Source organism: Mesorhizobium sp. P2_H9 (assembly GCF_056403215.1).
Genome location: NZ_JBFUFX010000002.1, coordinates 473,004 through 489,642 on the forward strand (window position 1 = coordinate 473,004; position 16,639 = coordinate 489,642).

Annotated in this window: 19 protein-coding genes; 7 read left to right on the forward strand and 12 right to left on the reverse strand. The window is 61.9% G+C overall.

All coding sequences use genetic code 11. From position 1 onward, the window contains the following. Window positions 1-26: 26 nt before the first annotated feature. Complete coding sequence (locus AC1DXN_RS05375) at window positions 27-395, reverse strand: winged helix-turn-helix transcriptional regulator (RefSeq protein WP_477272689.1); 369 nt, start codon at window positions 393-395, stop codon at window positions 27-29. 91 nt (window positions 396-486) lie between these two features. Between AC1DXN_RS05375 and AC1DXN_RS05380 the strand changes: the two genes are divergently transcribed. Further along, complete coding sequence (locus AC1DXN_RS05380; RefSeq protein ID WP_477272688.1) at window positions 487-1,092, forward strand: NADPH-dependent FMN reductase; 606 nt, start codon at window positions 487-489, stop codon at window positions 1,090-1,092. A 109-nt stretch (window positions 1,093-1,201) separates the two neighbouring features. Here the strand turns inward: AC1DXN_RS05380 and AC1DXN_RS05385 are convergent, their stop codons facing one another. After that, window positions 1,202-1,669: a winged helix-turn-helix transcriptional regulator gene (locus AC1DXN_RS05385; RefSeq protein WP_477272686.1), complete on the reverse strand. Its 468-nt coding sequence runs from the start codon at window positions 1,667-1,669 to the stop codon at window positions 1,202-1,204. 402 nt (window positions 1,670-2,071) lie between these two features. Between AC1DXN_RS05385 and AC1DXN_RS05390 the strand changes: the two genes are divergently transcribed. After that, entirely contained in the window at window positions 2,072-3,469 is a 1,398-nt protein-coding gene (locus AC1DXN_RS05390) for an MFS transporter (protein WP_477421484.1), read from the forward strand. A gap of 97 nt (window positions 3,470-3,566) precedes the next feature. Beyond that, window positions 3,567-4,433 (forward strand): alpha/beta hydrolase, encoded by an 867-nt coding sequence (locus AC1DXN_RS05395; protein WP_477272682.1) that lies wholly within the window; start codon window positions 3,567-3,569, stop codon window positions 4,431-4,433. 106 nt (window positions 4,434-4,539) lie between these two features. Here AC1DXN_RS05395 and AC1DXN_RS05400 read toward each other — a convergent pair whose 3' ends face one another. Then, window positions 4,540-5,850, reverse strand: coding sequence for a hemolysin family protein (locus AC1DXN_RS05400; RefSeq protein WP_477245383.1), 1,311 nt, complete (start codon window positions 5,848-5,850; stop codon window positions 4,540-4,542). A gap of 66 nt (window positions 5,851-5,916) precedes the next feature. After that, window positions 5,917-6,831: a LysR family transcriptional regulator gene (locus AC1DXN_RS05405; protein WP_477272680.1), complete on the reverse strand. Its 915-nt coding sequence runs from the start codon at window positions 6,829-6,831 to the stop codon at window positions 5,917-5,919. A gap of 127 nt (window positions 6,832-6,958) precedes the next feature. On the opposite strand from AC1DXN_RS05405, the gene AC1DXN_RS05410 reads away from it, so the two are divergent. Beyond that, on the forward strand, window positions 6,959-7,981 hold the full coding sequence (locus tag AC1DXN_RS05410) for a zinc-dependent alcohol dehydrogenase family protein (protein ID WP_477272678.1): 1,023 nt from the start codon (window positions 6,959-6,961) through the stop codon (window positions 7,979-7,981). Between the two features lie 13 nt (window positions 7,982-7,994). On the opposite strand, the gene AC1DXN_RS05415 is transcribed toward AC1DXN_RS05410, so the two are convergent. Beyond that, window positions 7,995-8,702 carry an LssY C-terminal domain-containing protein gene (locus AC1DXN_RS05415; protein ID WP_477272676.1) on the reverse strand — a complete coding sequence of 236 codons (708 nt, stop codon included), beginning with the start codon at window positions 8,700-8,702 and terminating at the stop codon, window positions 7,995-7,997. A gap of 113 nt (window positions 8,703-8,815) precedes the next feature. On the opposite strand from AC1DXN_RS05415, the gene AC1DXN_RS05420 reads away from it, so the two are divergent. Continuing rightward, window positions 8,816-9,547, forward strand: coding sequence for a gamma-glutamylcyclotransferase (locus AC1DXN_RS05420; RefSeq protein WP_477272674.1), 732 nt, complete (start codon window positions 8,816-8,818; stop codon window positions 9,545-9,547). Here AC1DXN_RS05420 and AC1DXN_RS05425 read toward each other — a convergent pair. From AC1DXN_RS05425 to AC1DXN_RS05435, 3 genes are all read right to left on the reverse strand, one after another. Then, window positions 9,544-10,344 carry an extensin-like domain-containing protein gene (locus AC1DXN_RS05425; protein ID WP_477272672.1) on the reverse strand — a complete coding sequence of 267 codons (801 nt, stop codon included), beginning with the start codon at window positions 10,342-10,344 and terminating at the stop codon, window positions 9,544-9,546. The genes AC1DXN_RS05420 and AC1DXN_RS05425 overlap by 4 nt on opposite strands. A 109-nt stretch (window positions 10,345-10,453) precedes the next feature. Next, window positions 10,454-11,524: an extensin-like domain-containing protein gene (locus AC1DXN_RS05430; protein ID WP_477273388.1), complete on the reverse strand. Its 1,071-nt coding sequence runs from the start codon at window positions 11,522-11,524 to the stop codon at window positions 10,454-10,456. Between the two features lie 144 nt (window positions 11,525-11,668). Continuing rightward, the gene (locus AC1DXN_RS05435) at window positions 11,669-12,094 is read right to left on the reverse strand and encodes a DUF3775 domain-containing protein (protein WP_477272670.1); all 426 of its coding nucleotides are present in this window, start codon (window positions 12,092-12,094) and stop codon (window positions 11,669-11,671) included. A 225-nt stretch (window positions 12,095-12,319) separates the two neighbouring features. Here AC1DXN_RS05435 and AC1DXN_RS05440 point away from each other — a divergent pair, with 225 nt between their 5' ends. Then, window positions 12,320-12,862, forward strand: coding sequence for a tetratricopeptide repeat protein (locus tag AC1DXN_RS05440; RefSeq protein WP_477272668.1), 543 nt, complete (start codon window positions 12,320-12,322; stop codon window positions 12,860-12,862). A 1-nt stretch (window position 12,863) separates the two neighbouring features. On the opposite strand, the gene AC1DXN_RS05445 is transcribed toward AC1DXN_RS05440, so the two are convergent. Further along, the gene (locus tag AC1DXN_RS05445) at window positions 12,864-13,136 is read right to left on the reverse strand and encodes a hypothetical protein (protein ID WP_477272667.1); all 273 of its coding nucleotides are present in this window, start codon (window positions 13,134-13,136) and stop codon (window positions 12,864-12,866) included. On the opposite strand from AC1DXN_RS05445, the gene greA reads away from it, so the two are divergent. Then, on the forward strand, window positions 13,135-13,608 hold the full coding sequence (greA, locus tag AC1DXN_RS05450; RefSeq protein WP_095090920.1) for a transcription elongation factor GreA: 474 nt from the start codon (window positions 13,135-13,137) through the stop codon (window positions 13,606-13,608). The two genes, AC1DXN_RS05445 and greA, sit on opposite strands and share 2 nt — an antisense overlap. Here greA and waaC read toward each other — a convergent pair. The 3 genes from waaC to rfaD are packed head-to-tail and all read right to left on the reverse strand — an operon-like array spanning window position 13,601 to window position 16,511. Then, window positions 13,601-14,584: a lipopolysaccharide heptosyltransferase I gene (gene waaC, locus AC1DXN_RS05455; protein ID WP_477272665.1), complete on the reverse strand. Its 984-nt coding sequence runs from the start codon at window positions 14,582-14,584 to the stop codon at window positions 13,601-13,603. The two genes, greA and waaC, sit on opposite strands and share 8 nt — an antisense overlap. Further along, window positions 14,581-15,588: a lipopolysaccharide heptosyltransferase II gene (waaF, locus tag AC1DXN_RS05460; RefSeq protein ID WP_477272663.1), complete on the reverse strand. Its 1,008-nt coding sequence runs from the start codon at window positions 15,586-15,588 to the stop codon at window positions 14,581-14,583. Before waaF ends, waaC begins: the two co-directional genes overlap by 4 nt. Then, a complete protein-coding gene (rfaD, locus tag AC1DXN_RS05465; protein ID WP_477272661.1) occupies window positions 15,561-16,511 on the reverse strand; it encodes an ADP-glyceromanno-heptose 6-epimerase in 951 nt (316 codons plus the stop codon). The genes waaF and rfaD overlap by 28 nt, the downstream gene beginning before the upstream one ends. Window positions 16,512-16,639: the final 128 nt, after the last annotated feature.

The window sequence follows — 16,639 nt, forward strand, 5'->3', positions numbered from 1 at the left end:
CGCGAAAACCTTGCAATGGAAGGGTTTCAGGCATGAATCCCATCGAACTTCGCGCGTGCCGCCCTGACGCGATCGGTGTTGTTGCGAGCCCATTCGCCGAGTGCGCCGACCGGCACCAGCAAGTCACATCCAAGCTGTGTCAGCTCGTAATCGACACGCGGCGGGATGGTCGGAAACACGGTGCGGGTGACGAACCCGTCGCGCTCCAGACCGCGCAAAGTGGTGGTCAGCATCTTCTGCGAAATGCCGCCGACGGCGGCCCGCAGTTCATTGAATCGCAGCGGTCCTTTGCCCAGTTTTCCGACGACCAGGACGGTCCATTTGTCGCCAACGCGCTGCAAGATTTCCGAGATGGCGCGACAGTCCTCGGTGCGGTGCGGGTGCCTAGGTAACAAAAAGGTGCCTCCTTGCGCGTCGTCTTGGCAGTATCTCATATAGCTCAGGTATCTAAATGATACCAGAAATACCTACTAGGAGAGCCCCCTTATGTCCAAACCCAAAATCGCCATCGTCGTCGGTTCGACGCGCGCCGCACGCTTCGCCGATGTGCCCACCCAGTGGATCGCCAAGATCGCCAAGTCGCACGCCGACATTGACGTGGAAGTCGTCGATCTCAGGGACTTCCCGCTACCCTTCTTCGACGAGGTTGCTTCCTCCGCCTGGGCGCCGTCGCAGAACGAAGTGGCACAGCGCTGGCAGAAGAAGGTCGCCGGCTTCGACGGCTTCATCTTCACCGCCGCCGAATACAACCATGGCCCGACGGCCGTGCTGAAGAACGCGATCGACTACGCCGCCAATGAATGGAACAAGAAGCCGGCCGGCTTCGTCGGCTATGGCAGCGTCGGCGGCGCTCGCGCTGTCGAACAGCTCCGTCTTCATGCCGTCGAGTTGCAGATGGCGCCGGTCAAGTCGGCAGTTCACATCGCCTGGGCCGATTTCCTCGCCGTCAAGCAGGGCGAAAAGAAGCTCGATGAGCTCGAACACCTGAACCAGGCAGCAACCGCTCTGGTCAACGACATTGCATGGTGGGCGAGAGTGCTCAAGGCAGCCCGCGCGGCAGACGTCGTCGCCGAAGAATCCAAGGCGGCCTAAGTCGTCGGACTTGAGATTATCCTCCCAAGGAGATGGGGCGGCGCTTGCGCCGCCCTTTTGATTTCCGAGGATGACGCTATCGAAACGCCCCCAATGACGACCTCAGCGATCAGCGTGCCAAATCGTCATTCTGTCCTCCATCGACTTCCAGATCACCAGGTGCCAAATGCTCGCCACAGGCGCGGCAATGCACCTGTGCCGCGACTTCGTGGTCACACTGTCGGTGGATCAGGCGAATCGAGTCCGGCTGTCCGCTCCGGACATGGTCTTGGCCCCACTGCTTTAATGTGAGCAGTACAGGCAACAGCCCGCGCCCTGTGGCAGTGAGCCGATATTTGTAGCGCAATGGATGATCGCTGTACGGCTCTCGATCCAGGACGCCGTGCTCTTCCAACTTGCGAAGCCTGACGGCGAGGATATCTCGCGGCGCTCCGGTATTGTTCACAATCTCGGTGAACTTCTGCTGCCCGTAAAGCAGCTCCCGAACAATCAAAAGACTCCACCGGTCGCCCACGACCTCGAGGGCGGCCGCGATGTTGCACAAACGTGGGGTTAAATCGGCAGCCTTCGATCGCATGCCAGATCTCATATCAAGAGAAAGTTGTAAAATCAAACCGAAATGGGTTGCGATATCCAACTGACTGTGTAATTTTCAGAGTTGGAATACCCAACTGACCAATTGCGGCATGGAAAACGCCCGATCGCCTAGCGTTGATGTCGCTTTCACAAACACCGCGCCCCGGGCGGAAAATATCAACCGGACGTGGATCGAAAATTGTCTTTAGCGGGGCTCAGCAAAGAGGGTCACCGGCTCTTGAAGCGCCGTTACTCGTCAGTCGCGCAATGAGGGCAACGAGGCTGGAAGCGTCATTGGATGGCATGCGGGTCGAAGGCAAAGCGTGAACCGCAGCGCCTTCACCAACTTCATCGATGGCGGACTTTGCCCGTGCTGAATTGCCTAAGGGAGTAGATGATAATCATGGATACGCAATCGCACGCCGCATCCTCGAGCGAAATCTCAGATCAAAGATCGCTTCTGATAACTTTCGTCCTGTGTGGGGCGGCATTCATGGCGATGATTGATGTATTCATCGTCAATGTCGCCTTCCGCCAGATAGGCACCGAATTTCCCCAAGCCAGCTTTGCCGATCTCAGCTGGATTCTGAACGGCTACACCATAGTTTATGCGGCCTTGTTGATTCCGTTCGGCGGGCTCGCCGACAAGTGGGGACGCAAACGTGCGTTCCTTGCAGGCCTGACGATATTCACGCTGGCCAGCGTTAGCTGTGCGCTTTCGGGCGCGATGTGGTCCCTCATACTCTCCCGCGTGTTGCAAGCTGCTGGAGCCGCGATGCTCACTCCAAGCAGCCTTGGCCTTATATTGACGGTTCTTCCTGCGCAAAAGCGATCGGGAGCGGTCAAGATCTGGGCGACGACATCCGCGCTTGCAGCGGCCGTTGGTCCGGCCCTTGGCGGGGTTCTTGCAGAATATTCATGGCGATGGGTTTTCATCATAAATCTGCCGGTCGGGATTCTTGCCGGCATCGCAGCCGCATTGCTGATACCAACAATACAGCCTGCCAGTGTCTCGACCAGAAATCTCGATCTGTTTGGCGCCATGCTTGCTGCAATCGCTGTCGGATCCCTGTCTCTCGCCGTTGTCGGACATGAACAATCGACGACATTGCAGATCATGGCATATTACGTCTTGGCAATTCTGGCCGCAGCCTGGCTCGTAAGGCGAATCCTGTTTCACCAGGCGCCGATCGTGGATCCGGAGCTTTTCAGGGTTTCGACATTTACCTGGGCGAACGTCACCATAATTGTGTTCTGCACGGCCTTCGCCGCTATGTTTCTTAGCATTGCAATCTGGTTGCAAACAGGTGCCGGCCTTTCCTTGATCGAAACCGGATTTGCGATCGTGCCTGGCCCTGTTTGCGTGCCCATAGCGGCCTACTTCGTTCAGAAGTTTGCGTCTGCCGCGTCACCACGAGCGCTTGTGATGGTTGGCAATGTCATTTTTGCAATTGGAGCGTTGGGCTTCGCCTTCATGGCGTCAATCGCCCCCCGCTACAGCATAGATATCATGCCGGCATGGATGTTGGTCGGCATCGGCATCGGCATTGCCATGCCGACTATGATTGGGAGCGCGACGCGCGATCTTCCGGCAAACATGGCAGCGACGGGTAGTGCAGTGGTCAATACAAGCCGGCAACTGGGCTATGTTCTGGGTGTGGCGCTGCTGGTGGCGGTTCTGGGCTCTCTCAGTCTCGCCCCGAACCAGGCATTGCATGCTTTTCAAACGAGTTGGCAACTCATCGCTCTCGGCGCAGCACTCAGCGCGTTAACGGCGCTGGGCATGCGGAAAACGGCTTGACCTCCAGCTTCTCAAGAACGGCTCTTCTACCTTGTCTGACCAGGCGAAAAACGACCGCGACGCGGTTCCACATCGATCAACAGCAGGAAGGTTTGCCATGCAACAAAAAGAAGTGAGCGATGCCGCAAACCGAGTTGCAGCGTTTGCTGACAAGCTGCTCCGGATCAAGCGACCGCCTATAGATCAGCCGTTTCAGGCACTGTTGGACGCCGAATCCATAACAATGCAGGTCGAAGCGCCGGGCGACTGGCCCGATGGCCGTCAGATCGAGGTGCGAGTCCATCGCTGGGGGGCCGGGCCAAATGCACTGCTTGTCCATGGATGGCAAGGGCTGCGCTCCGATCTCATCGGCATAGGGCGCAAGCTCGTGGAGGCCGGCCACACAGTCTGGTTTCCCGACCTTCCCGGTCATGGAGATTCTGCCGGTGAGCGATTGTCCATTCCGTTGGCAGCCGCCGTTCTACGGGCCGTCGAGCGGCTGGCTGGACCGTTTGCTCTGGCAGCGGGGCATTCGATTGGAGGGGCCTGCGTGGTGCAAGCTCTGGACCAAGGTCTTTCAGCTGAGCGGATCGTCCTCCTCGCCACACCGACGCACTACGGGCACTTTGTCCGATTCATGGCGCGCAAGGCTGGGCTTGAAGGAGACGAAGACGCAATACTACGGCAGCTGGAAGGCCTGATCGGGCTCCATCCTGATCGCATAGACATGCGGCGACAGGCGGCGAAAATGTCCCAACCCGCCCTGTTTGTTCATTCATCCGATGACACTGTTGTGCCCTACAACGGTGCGGAGGTTGTGGCTTCGATCTGGCCCGGCGCCCAGTGGCTCCTCGTCGATGGCCTAGGCCATCACCGAGAGTTCCTGAACGACAATGTTGTCCTGGAGCGGGTCTCTGCTTTCGTAGGCAGCGCCCCCGCGCATCTTAAAATCGTTCTGGCGACCGCGCGACGCGCGAGCCTCTGAGCTCGGCTTCGCTATTCCCCTTAACGACAGTTATTGAAGCGCAAAGCTGCCGTTCGCGTCATAGAGACCCATGCCCGTTTGGGGTCAAAAGCCGACATTCGAAGAGTCAGCGCACCACCTCCCGGTGGCCGCCGGGCAGGCGGGTGGCGATCAGTTTGTCGATGCGGCGGCCGTCGAGGTCGACAACCTCGAAGCGCCAGCCTTGCGCGTCGACGCATTCGCCGGTCGCCGGCAGATGGTGCATATGCGCCAGCACATAGCCGGCGACGGTTTCGTAGTCGCGGTTCTCCGGCAGGTCGATGCCGAGAACGTCGGCCATTTCGTCGGCCTGCATATAGCCGGCCAGCAGCCATGAGCCGTCCTCGCGCCTGACGGCGTTTTCCTCGTCGCCGGCGTCGGTATCGGCGCGGAACACGCCGGTGATGGCTTCCAGAATGTCGGCGGGGGTGACGATGCCTTCGAAGTGGCCGTATTCGTCATGGACGAGCGCCATCGGCACGTCCGATTCCTTGAGCTTGGACAACACGTCCAGTGCGTCGGCCTGATCGTAGACGATGGGTGCGGCGCGCACATGCTTGCGCGGATCGAGCGCGCGGCCGGCAAGCATGGCCGCCAGCACATCGCGGGTCTGGACGACGCCGACCATGACATCGACGCCGCCGTCACCGGCGGGCAGACGCGAATGCTGGGTCTCCATCAGCAATTTTCGGATCGCCGTTTCGTCGGACTGCAGATTGATCCAGTCGACTTCGGTGCGCGGCGTCATCACGGCGCGCACGGCGCGGTCGCCGAGGCGCATGACACCTGCGATCATGCGCCGCTCGTCGGATTCGATGGTGCCGTGATGCTCGGCCTCGGCGACCAGCATCTTGATCTCCTCGTCGGTGACCTTCTCTTCGCTTTCGCCGCGCTGGCCGAGCAGCCACAGGATGGCGCGGCCGGAAATGTCGAGGAGAAAGACAAGGGGCGCCGAGACGGTGGCCAGGATGGTCATCGCCGGGGCAGCGCGGGCGGCGACGCGCTCGGGATCGCGCAACGCGATCTGCTTGGGCACCAGTTCGCCGACGATCAGCGAGAAATAGGTGATGATGGCGACGACGATGCCGACGCCGAGCGGATCGGCGATGGTTTCACGGATGCCGGTCGAGGCCAGGAACTGGGCAAGCCGTTGCCCCAGCGTAGCACCCGAAAATGCGCCCGACAGCACGCCGACCAGGGTAATGCCGATCTGCACCGAGGACAGGAATTTTCCGGGATTGGAGCCGAGCGCCAATGCGCGGCCGGCGCCTTTGACGCCACGGTCGATCATCGCCTTGAGGCGGGCCGGCCGTGACGAGACGATGGCAAGTTCGGACATCGACAGAAGGCCGTTCACGCAGATGAGGACGACCACGATGGCGATTTCAACATAAAGCATGAGGGGTCAATAGCATTGCGGCGGGGCGATCGAAAATAGACGGCCGCCATTTTTCAGGGCCGTCCGTCAGGTGGCATCCCAGGGCGGCGACGAAAAGCGCTCGACCAGCGCGTCGACGACGACACGGACCTTCGGCGTCAGGTTGCGCGTGACTGGCCAGATGGCATTTACGACGACGTTTTCGACCAGACAATCCGACAGGACCATCGTGAGTTCGCCGCTTTTGAAACTGTCGGCTGCCAGCCAGGTCGGCAGGAAGGCGATGCCGCAACCGGCAAGGGCTGCATCGAGCATCGGTTCGCCGTGGCCGAGGACGAGCCGTGCCTTGGGCACGAAAGTCGCGAGATGGCCGTCGGCCTGCCTTATGACCCAGGGACGAACGACGCCGTCGCGGCCATAGCCGATCACACTGTGAGAGGCGAGATCCTCGAGCGATTGTGGCCTGCCGTGTTTTTCGAGATAGGCAGGCGCGGCACAGATCGCCGAGCGCTGGGCATAGATGCGACGCGCGGCGAGCGACAGGCTGTCATCGAGCTCGCCCATGCGAACCGCAAGGTCTATGCCTTCCTCGACCAGGTCGACGCGCCGGTCGTTGAAGGAAATTTCCATCGTCAAATCAGGGAATTGGTTGGAAATGTCGAACAGGACAGGCGCGACGCATCGGCGGCCGAAGGCGAGCGGCACATCGATCCGAAGCCGCCCGGACGGGACCTGCCGGCGTGAGGCGAGCAGCGACTGTGCGGCTTCGATCTCAGCCAGCGCCCTGACACAGGCTTCGTAGTAGCTGACGCCCTCACTGGTCGGACCGAGGCGGCGGGTGGTGCGGTTCAGCAAGCGGACACCAAGCCGCTGCTCCAATTGGGCGATCGACTTGCCGACCGCCGATTTCGTCACATGCAGCCGTTCGCCGGCGCCCGTGAAGCTGCCGGCCTCAACTGTCTGAACGAATGCGACGATGCCCTGCAGGTCGGCCGGTTCCATGAAGATTTCCTATTGTCAATTTCTAGTCCGCAATCAGTCGAAAATTATGCCACATAGAAGCTCTATTTTCTATAGTCAGAACGCATAGATGTCTCGCGTGGCCACCAATGACGGAGCGCGAAACGACATGAGCACTGACATCAACAGATCCTGGCAGATGAGCGGCTTCGGCCTGTCGAAGCTGGGCCAGGTGAGGGGCAAGGTGCCCGAGCCGGGGCCGCACGATTTGCTGGTGCGGACCAGGGCCGTATCGCTGAACTACAAGGACAAGATGATCGTCGATGGCGTGCTCATCCCCGACCTTGCCTTTCCCTTCGTGCCGACCTCCGATGCGGTGGGCGAAGTGGTGGCTGTCGGCAGTGCCGTCAGCCGCTTCCAGGTCGGCCAGCGGGTGCTCGGGCAGGTGATCGCCGACTGGCCGGATGGCGATGCGCCGCCGGTGCTGCACAAGCGCACGCTGGGGTCGTCGCTGTCGGGCATGCTTTCCGACCATGTCATCTTGGGCGAGGACGCCGCTGTGCTGGCGCCGCCGTCGCTCAGCGATATCGAGGCGGCGACCCTGCCGATCGCGGCGCTGACCGCCTGGTTTGCCATGGCAGAGGCGACCAAGCCGGTGCCAGGCCAGAGCATTCTCATCCAGGGCACAGGTGGCGTGTCGCTGTTTGCGCTGCAGTTCGCCACCGCCTTCGGCCTGCGTGCCATCGTCACCTCAAGCAACGACGACAAGCTGGAGCGGGCAAGAAAACTCGGCGCCTGGCAAGTGATCAACTACCGCACCCAGCCGGCATGGGACGAGGCCGCGCGCGAGCTGACAAACGGCGTGGGTGTGAACCACGTGCTGGAAATGGTCGGTGGCGACAATGCGCGGCGATCGCTCAACGCGCTCGCCGCCGACGGCCGGCTGTCGATTATCGGCCTGCTGGGCAGTACGGAGCTCAGCTTTCCGATCATCCCGTTCATGCGCAACCGCATCACCGTGCAGGGCATGTCGGTTGGCCACAGGCGCGCCTTCGAGCGGATGAATCAGGCGATCGAGGCGCTGGCGATCAAGCCGGTCATCGACAAGGTCTTCGGCTTCGACGAGGTGCCGAAAGCCATGCAGCATCTGGAGAAAGGACCGTTCGGCAAGATTGTCATCACCACGAGCTGACCTTTCGGTCGTCTCATGGCAGCTGCTTCAACACCCCGACCACGGCCTTGCCGTCGGTGAAATAGGGATCGCCACCGCCATTGCGCCCGGCTTTGGTGGCGCCGATTCCAGGGATGTCGCTCGTCGAGACAAGCGTGCCGGCGGCGGTCAGGTCGCGGATCAGGGCGTCACGCTCGGCGTCGATGTCGGGGCCGATATGATGGGTGACGGCACCGGTCTCATGGCTGAGGCCGACGCCGCGATCGAAGCTGGCCGAGCCCAGCCAGAGTGGGCGGCCATCGTCGCCGGTGGCATCGGTCTGCCAGAAGCGGACGTGGTGACGTTGGTCGGCGCTGTCGCCGACCGGTTTTTCGAAGGCGAGGTCCTGGGAGCGGCCTTCGAACAGCAGCCGGCTGACCGGCGCGTCGGGATAGGGGCGGCCGAACAAAACACTTTCGCCGATCTCGATCGCGGTCTTCAGCGTGACGGCGTCGGCCGTATCCCATCCTGCCACGGCGAAGGCGTGAACCAGTTCCTTCTGCGTGCCGACAAGGCCGACATTGATCGGATCGCCGGGAATGCCTTGCGGCGTGTGCGTCAGCATTTCGAAGCGCTGCGTGCGAAAGCCGCGATCGTGAAACGTCCAGAATTCCGGTGCGGCGAAGTAGGCCAGCACCAGATAGGCTGCGCAGAGCGCCACCAGCCAGGTCAATGCGTGTCGTCGCAGGCTTCGTCGGCTCATGAATGCGGCTCGATCCGTGCGGTATCTGTTGCCTGACAGACCCTGGAAATCAATGGCCAGCGGCGCGCAGCTGTTCTATCGTCGGCCATCGCTTTTTGGCTGGGTGGGCAGGGATGAAGCGGAAGCCGGTAGGTCGCGGTTCAATGACACTGACGGCCGACCTCGTCGCGAGGGTCGAACGTATCGAACCGGATCCCGGTCCCGAGCCTGGAACAACCGAGCATACCGACGCGGAGTTCGACGGCCTGGTCGAGCGATTGCTTTCACAGCACCGGCCCGAAGTGCTGTGGGTCTTTGCCTATGGGTCGCTGATCTGGAATCCCGAATTCGACCATGTCGAGCAGCGCCCGGCCACGGCGCCAGGATGGCACCGCTCCTTCTGCCTGAAGCTGACCCGCTGGCGCGGAACCCGCGATTTGCCGGCCTTGATGCTGGCTCTCGATCGAGGCGGCAGCTGCAACGGCATCGTTTATCGGCTGCCTGCGCAAGACCATATTGGGCAACTTGGCCAATTGATGCGCCGGGAGATCGATGCCAACCCACCAACCAACGTGCCGTGCTGGATCAAGGTCAACACCAAGGACGGGCCGCTGCGTGCCCTCGCCTTCGTCGCCGCGCCAGACGGCAGGGCCTATGCCGGCCGGTTGCCATTGGAGCAGGTTGCCGACACGCTGGCGCGGGCTGCCGGGCATTGGGGCTCGTCGGCGCAGTATCTGTTCCGAACCGTCAGCAAACTGGAGGAGAGCGGAATCCGCGACAGGAACCTTTGGCGCATCCAGGATCTGGTGGCTCGGCAAATCATCGCGTCCACGGGCGGCGCCCAGCACGCCCGATCTTCACCCTAGCGGCAGGCGCGATAGCCGCTCTTGCGGTTCTTGATGTCGAAATGGAAATGGTTGCGGTGGTCGTAATTGTAGCCGGGGCCAAGCACGGTGGTGAAATACTGGCAGCCATCGGCGCGCACTGTGTTGAGGAAGCCACGGGTGCGGAAGGCAAACAGGCCGGGCTTGCGCACATCGATGTCGTCGCCATTGTTGAGCTCGATGCTCATGACGTCGAGCGCGTTGCCTTTGCCATGCTCCGACAGGACACCTTCGCCGGCAATGTTGCGGCAGGAATAGCTCGAACCCTGATGGATGGTCTTGACGCCGGAGAAATAGCGCCAGCGGGCGGACGGAACCAGTTCGTTCTTCGTCCAGCCGGCGAAGGTGGCGGCCATGTCGCAGGTCAGGGTGGCGGCAGGCTTCATCTGGATGCTGCCAATGGCCGAGACCTTGACAGGATAGTCGATGCCGCACTGGCCTTCGTGGATCGGCTGGACGTCAGTGTAGACGACGCCGAGGCGCCTCAGCTCGCTGCGGCAGTCGATCTCGCTGGCCGGCATCTGCTCGGGCTCAGACATTGGCTCGTCCATGCGCGGATAGGCGGCGGTCATGTAGGGGTTGGAGGGCACTAGGCTCTGCATGCCGCCGTATTGCGGAACGGCCGACGTTTGCGCGCCGACGTCGACCGCCGGCTGCAGCGAGAATACGCTGCCGGTGTTGCAGGCCGAAACGGCGGCGAGGGCAAGGCCGGTGGCCACCATCGCTGCACGTTTCGATTGGCGTGCGACCATCGCAGCGGCGCGAAATATTCCGGCCATGGGCGGAATCCCTGTCCCTAGATGTCCGGCATTTTAACGATCAAGGGTAAAGGAAAACTCAGCGGTTGCGTTCACGCCTGCGGCTGAATTGCGGCAAGCAGCCTTACGCCTACTGGCAGAATGTGCCGCCATGCCGGCGCGGTTCCAAATCGAGATGGAAATGCAGGGAATGATCGGGGTCAGAACCTGGTCCGAGCACGGTCTTGAACGGCCCGCAGGCCGCCTTGCGAACAGCGTTGAGGAATTTGCCGTCCTCCTCCGGTGGCGTCGGGCCGACTTCGATCTTCCGGCCATCCGACAGCGTGAAGCTGGCGATGTCGAGCGCGTCGCCAAAAGCGTGTTCCGACAGTTTCCTGGTGCCGTGGCGCGGCCGGCAGACAAAGGCCGATGCCTGGCTGATCGACTTCAGATCGGCGCCGAATTCGGCCTTCGCGGCCGGCTGGATGACATTGGCGGCAAAACGCGCGGCGGCCTCAGCCATCTGGCAATTGAGCTCGGTGCCGGGGCCGATGCCGATGGACTTGCCGAGCGTCATCAGTACCAGGGGATAGGGGATCGAGCAGCCGATTTCGGGATTGCTTTCCGCCTTGTGCTCCTCGAACTCGACGCCGAGCGTCTTCAGCCGCTCCCGGCACGCAAGTTCAGCCGCAGGCATTTTTTCATCCGGCAGGTCAGCCGAGCGCGGATCGGGAAGCATCTTCTCGCCGGCATCCGCTGGTTTTGGCGGCGGCTGCGGAGCGACGGCCGGTGGCTCGGTTTCCGGCGGCATGGCGGTATCGGGTTTTTGTGTCGGTGTCGGCACTGCCGCCGGCGGCTCCGGCGCGCTTTCCATCTCGGCCGACGATTCGGGGCGAGCCTGCTTTCTCTCATGGGACTTTTCTTGATTGAAGCGGTCGGACGCTCCGCCGGCCTTTGGAGCGTCCGTCTTCTGCTCATCCATCTCTGATGAGTCGATCTTTGCAGCATCCGCCGGCCGCGGTTTAGGCACGGGCATATCGGGCGATGCCACCGGATCCGGGGTTGTCCGATGCGTCGGCTCCGGTGTGACCTGTCGGTTGCTGCGCCGTTTCATCGGCTTCGCTGCTCGCCGCTTCGGGGGTTGCTCGGCCCTCGGTGTCAGCAGTTGCTCCACCCATGTCGGCTTGTGCTGTTTGTGGCGATGTCTGGCGTCAGCCGGCATTGTCAGCAAGGCCGTGAGGCCGATGACCAGTAAAACCCTGACTGTTCGGGAAAAATCAATCGACCCCATGGCTCTCAACGGCGGCAAGGCCTGGAGGTTGCCTTTGGTCGGCCGCTCAGGCGATCACGATCGGTAACGGCGCTGTCATGCACCAATCGCTTCCAGCCCTTCCTCCAGCCAGTCGGCCAGCAGCGGCATGCCGAGCAGATATTTGGCCGTGCGCTTGTTGGCACGCTCTCGTGCGGCGGCCAGCGCGTCCGTCCATTCCGAGGCGTCGTAGTCGCCGCGGCCGACCCAGGCCAGCGCGATCAGCTCGGCGGCTTCATCGACATTGAGGTCGTTGATGAGTTCGCGCAGTTCCTCCTCGGTCAGGTTTTCGGAGCTCTCCTCGGCCAGGCCGTCATGATGGTGATTGTCGTGCGCCTCGCCGTCGAGCTCTATCTCGTGCTCCGCGCCATCGGTATAGTCTTCGTTGACGGCGGCGCTCAGCGCCTTGGCCTTGAGAATGAACAGGCGCACGGTGTCGGGACCGATCGAAAGCTCCCATTCCTTTTCAAGGCGCCGCTGCACTGGCCTTCTCCATCCTCCGTTCCCTGGATGATAGCGGATTTGCAGCGCTCGTCACGTCACGTTCGGCTTGCCGTGTTCACCTTTGGCAGAATCCCCGGCGCAGCGGAGCCTTGCCGAATGTCTGCGGACGCCGGTCAGAGAATGTTTCGCGGCCATTACTTTTTCTGGGATGAAACGGACTTCGCCCTGCGTTATTGTTGCATTATCATCCTCAAGGAGGCTTCGATGCATAAAAGAGTGCTGATCCAGGCGGCCGCGGCGCTTGTCGCGCTGCAGTTCTTTGCGGTTCCGGTGTTTGCAGCCGGCGAGGGCGGCGGTGGCGGTGGTGAACAGACCACCACCAAGTGCAAGAAGGGCGAGGTCTGGGACAAGAAGCTGAAGAAGTGCGTGGCGCCGAAGTACGGCATGCTCGACGACGACAACATCTATGATGCCGGCCACGATCTGGCGATGGCCGGACGCTATGACGAGGCGATTGCCGTGCTCAGTCTTGCCGCCAACAAGCAGGATCCACGCATCCTCAACTATCTCGGCTATTCGCATCGCCATTCCGGCCGCGTCACGGTTGGCCTCGGTTACTACGAGGAAGCACTGCGCATCGATCCCAACTACACGCTGGTGCGCGAATATCTTGGCGAGGCGCATCTGCAGATCGGCGATCTGGCCGGCGCGCGCGAGCAGCTCAGCGAGATCGAAAAGCGCACCGGCAAGGGTTCGCGCGAATATGGCATGCTGTCGGAACAGATCGACCATTTCATGAGAAGCTGATTTACCCCAACGCTTCTCGGGCCGGCTGCGAGCAATCGCGGCCGGTTTTTTGTTGGCAAAGCCGCATCTGCCGCAACGGCAATCGCGCCACTGGCAGATGAATTTTCAGAATCTGATTTTTTGGCGTGAAAAACCCGCGAAGATTGCTATATTCAGCGAAATTGCGGTGAAACGGTTCCGTTAGCCCGAGGCTGGCGGACCGTTTTCTTTTTGTACCCATCGACAAGGCTTTCCCCGAAACGCGGGGGTGGCGGCAGGAAAGGTCAGGCATCATGAACAAGGTCCCGATGACAGGCGAGGGGTTCGCGTCATTGAAGGAAGAGCTGCGCTGGCGTCAGCAGGAAGAGCGGCCGCGCATCATCGAGGCGATCTCCGAAGCGCGCTCGCACGGCGACCTGTCCGAAAATGCCGAATACCATGCCGCGAAAGAGGCACAGAGCCTCAATGAGGGCCGGGTCAACGAGCTTGAAGACTACATCGCGCGGGCCGAGGTCATCGACGTCAGCAAGCTCAGCGGCGACAAGGTCAAGTTCGGCGCCACCGTGGTGCTGGTCGACGAGGACACCGAGGAAAAGAAGACCTACCGGATCGTCGGCGACCAGGAAGCGGACGTGAAATCGGGCCGCATCTCCATCTCCTCGCCGATCGCGCGCGCGCTCATCGGCAAGGAAGTCGGCGACGCCATCGAGGTCAACGCCCCCGGCGGCGCGCGGGGCTATGAGATCGTCCAGGTGCAGTTTATCTAGGATTTTTCGATAATTCTGCTCTGGCAGCCAGCAACCTCTCGGCTTCCGCTATCACCTCATCCGCCGCAACGCGGCCGCCCGGCGTGGCCAGCAGCGTCGACGAATACGGCCCGCGCGGGCCGGTGAGACCGGGCTCGGTCGCCAGAAATATCGCGACGGTCGGCAGGCCGAAGGCGCTGGCGAGATGGGTAAGCCCGGTGTCGGCGCCGATGATCAGGATCGCGCGGCCGATGATTGCGGCGATTTCGGCAAGCGGCGATTTGGGCACCACAACAGTCTGTGGAACGGCCTTTGCGATGGCTTCGGCGACTGTTTTTTCACTGGCGTTGGACCAGGTGGTGACCGGCGTCATCTTACGCTCAACGAGAAGGCGGGCGGTTTCGATCCAGTCGCCGACCGGCCATTTCTTGTCCTCGCGGCTGGTGCCGTGCAGCAGGAAGGCGGTTTTTCCTGCAATTCCGGTCAGACCGCCAGGCGGCGGCTGAATGCCTGATACCAACGTCGAAAAATCAGGGGTGTAGCCGAGCACCAGCCCGAACAGCCGTCTCGTCCGCTCGATAGCATGGAGATTGCGGGGCACGGCGTAGCGGCGGTCGTAGAACAGGCTCGCCGATGGCTCGCGCGCGCTCGACCGGTCGAAGCCGGCGATCGGTGCTTTCGCCTGTTTTGCCACCAGGGCCGACTTCAGCAACCCTTGCGCATCGATGACGAGGTCGTAGCGGCAGGACCGCAGCGCGTGGCGCAATCCCAAGGCCTCGTGCCAGGTGCGGCGGTCGAGCAGCGCCTTGCGCCAGCGTCTTATGGCCACGGTGTGGATGGTGCCGATCGCCGGGTGCAAGGCGACAATGCCGGCAAAAGCTTCTTCAACGCACCAGTCGAACGACACATCCGGACGGTTGCGGCGCGCGTCCTCGACGGCGGGAAATGTGTGGATGACGTCGCCCATCGAGGAGGTTTTGACAACCAGCACCTTCATACGGCGGCCGGAATTTCCAGCAACCGGTCGGCTGCTGCCGCAACCCGTGCGACGTCCAGCGTCTTCAGGCAGTTGAGGTGGCCGAGCGGACAGATCTTCTGGTGGCAGGGCGAACATGACAGGCCGAGCCAGACCAACTCGCGGTGTTCGGCAAGCGGCGGCGTGTTTCGTGGCGATGTCGAGCCGTAGACGGCGACGATCGGCGTGCCGACCGCGGCGGCGACATGCATCAGCCCGCTGTCGTTCGACACCGCCAGCCTGGCCGCTGATATCAGGTCGATAGCGTCCTCAAGCCGCGTCTTGCCGGCGAGGTCGACGACGCCAGGCGCAAGTGCTGCGATTTCCGCCGTCACGCCGGCATCGTTTTTCGACCCGAACAGCGCGACCTGAAAACCTTTGGCCATCATGTCGCGCGCAAGGCCGGCATAGCTCTCGCTCGGCCAGCGTTTGGCCGGCCCGAACTCGGCACCAGGCATAAGGGCCACGAATTTTTCCGCTCGCAACCCAAATCGACCGAGCAACGCCGCCTGGTTGGCTGCATCGACGGTCAGCTTCGGAGCGCGGAATGCCCCTCCTTGCGCGAGGCCGAAATAGGCTTGCGCGGTGCGCCGTTTCGCCGCCTCGGGCAGCGGCACGATGTCGGTCAGCAGGCCATAGCGCATCTCGCGCAAATTTCCGACGCGGCGCGGAATGCGGGCAAAGAACGGGATCAGCGCCGATTTCCAGCTGCCCGGCAGGATATAGGCCATGTCGTAGCGGCCACGCAGCAGGCGGCCGAAGCGGCGGCGAATGGTGAATTCGAGCGCACCGGGTTTCAGCGGAAAGTCGATCTGCTGGCGTAGCTCCGGCATGCGCTTGACCAAAGGTGCGGCCCAGGCCGGCGCCAGCACGTCGATCGCGGCGTTGGGATGCAGCTCTTTCAGCGCCGAGAACAGGCACTGCGCCATGACCATGTCGCCCACCCAGCGTGGGCCGATCACGAGGATCGTTGGGCTTTCAGCCATTCGACATAGTCTCTGACACCGGTTTCCACTGTCCGGAATTGGCCATTGTAACCGGCCGCGCGCAAACGGGACATATCAGCTTGCGTAAAGCTCTGGTAGCTGCCCTTGAGATGGTCGGGGAATTCGATGAATTCGATCTCGCCTTTGCCCAGCGTGTCGATGACGGTTTCGGCAATGGCGCGGAACGGCTGGGCGCGGCCGGTGCCGCAGTTGAAGATGCCGCTCGAACCGCGCTTCCACAGCCACAGATTGACGTCGGCGACATCGCCGACATGGATGAAGTCACGGCTTTGCTCGCCAGGCCCGAAACCGTCATAAGCGCCGAACAGTTTTGGGTTCTGGCCTTGCTCGACCTGGTTGAACAGATGGAAGGCGACCGAGGCCATGGCGCCCTTGTGCGCCTCGCGTGGTCCATAGACGTTGAAGTAGCGCAGGCCCGCCACCTGCGAGTGATCGGTGTCGAAGACGGTGCGCCTGATATAGTCGTCGAACAGTTTCTTGGAATAGGCATAGACGTTGAGCGGCCGCTCGCATTGCGGCTCCTCGCGAAACTCGGCGCCGCCACCATAAACCGAGGCCGAGGAGGCATAGAGGAAGGGCACGCGCAACGCCTGGCAGGCATGCAGCAGACGCTTCGAATAGGCGTAATTCACCTCCATCATGAACTTGCCGTTCCACTCGGTGGTGGTCGAGCAGGCGCCCTGATGGAACACCGCCTCGATGCGGCCAAACGCGCCTGCTTCGAATTGCGTCAGGAATTCGTCCTTGTCGAGGTAGTCGGCGGTATGGAGGTCGGCGAGATTGGCGATCTTGTGGCCGTTGGTGAGGTCGTCGACGACGACGATGTCGCTATGGCCTTCGGCGTTGAGAGCGGCGACGATGTTGGAGCCGATCATGCCGGCGCCGCCCGTGACGATGATCATGGAAGCCTCTGGTTTGCCTTGCCGATTCCGGCCCTTATAGGGGAGGCTGGCTGGCCTGTCGATAAAGCAGGCACTTGAGATGGGCGCACGGGCCAGTCACAGTGGCGCCGCAAATCTCCCGCTTCAGT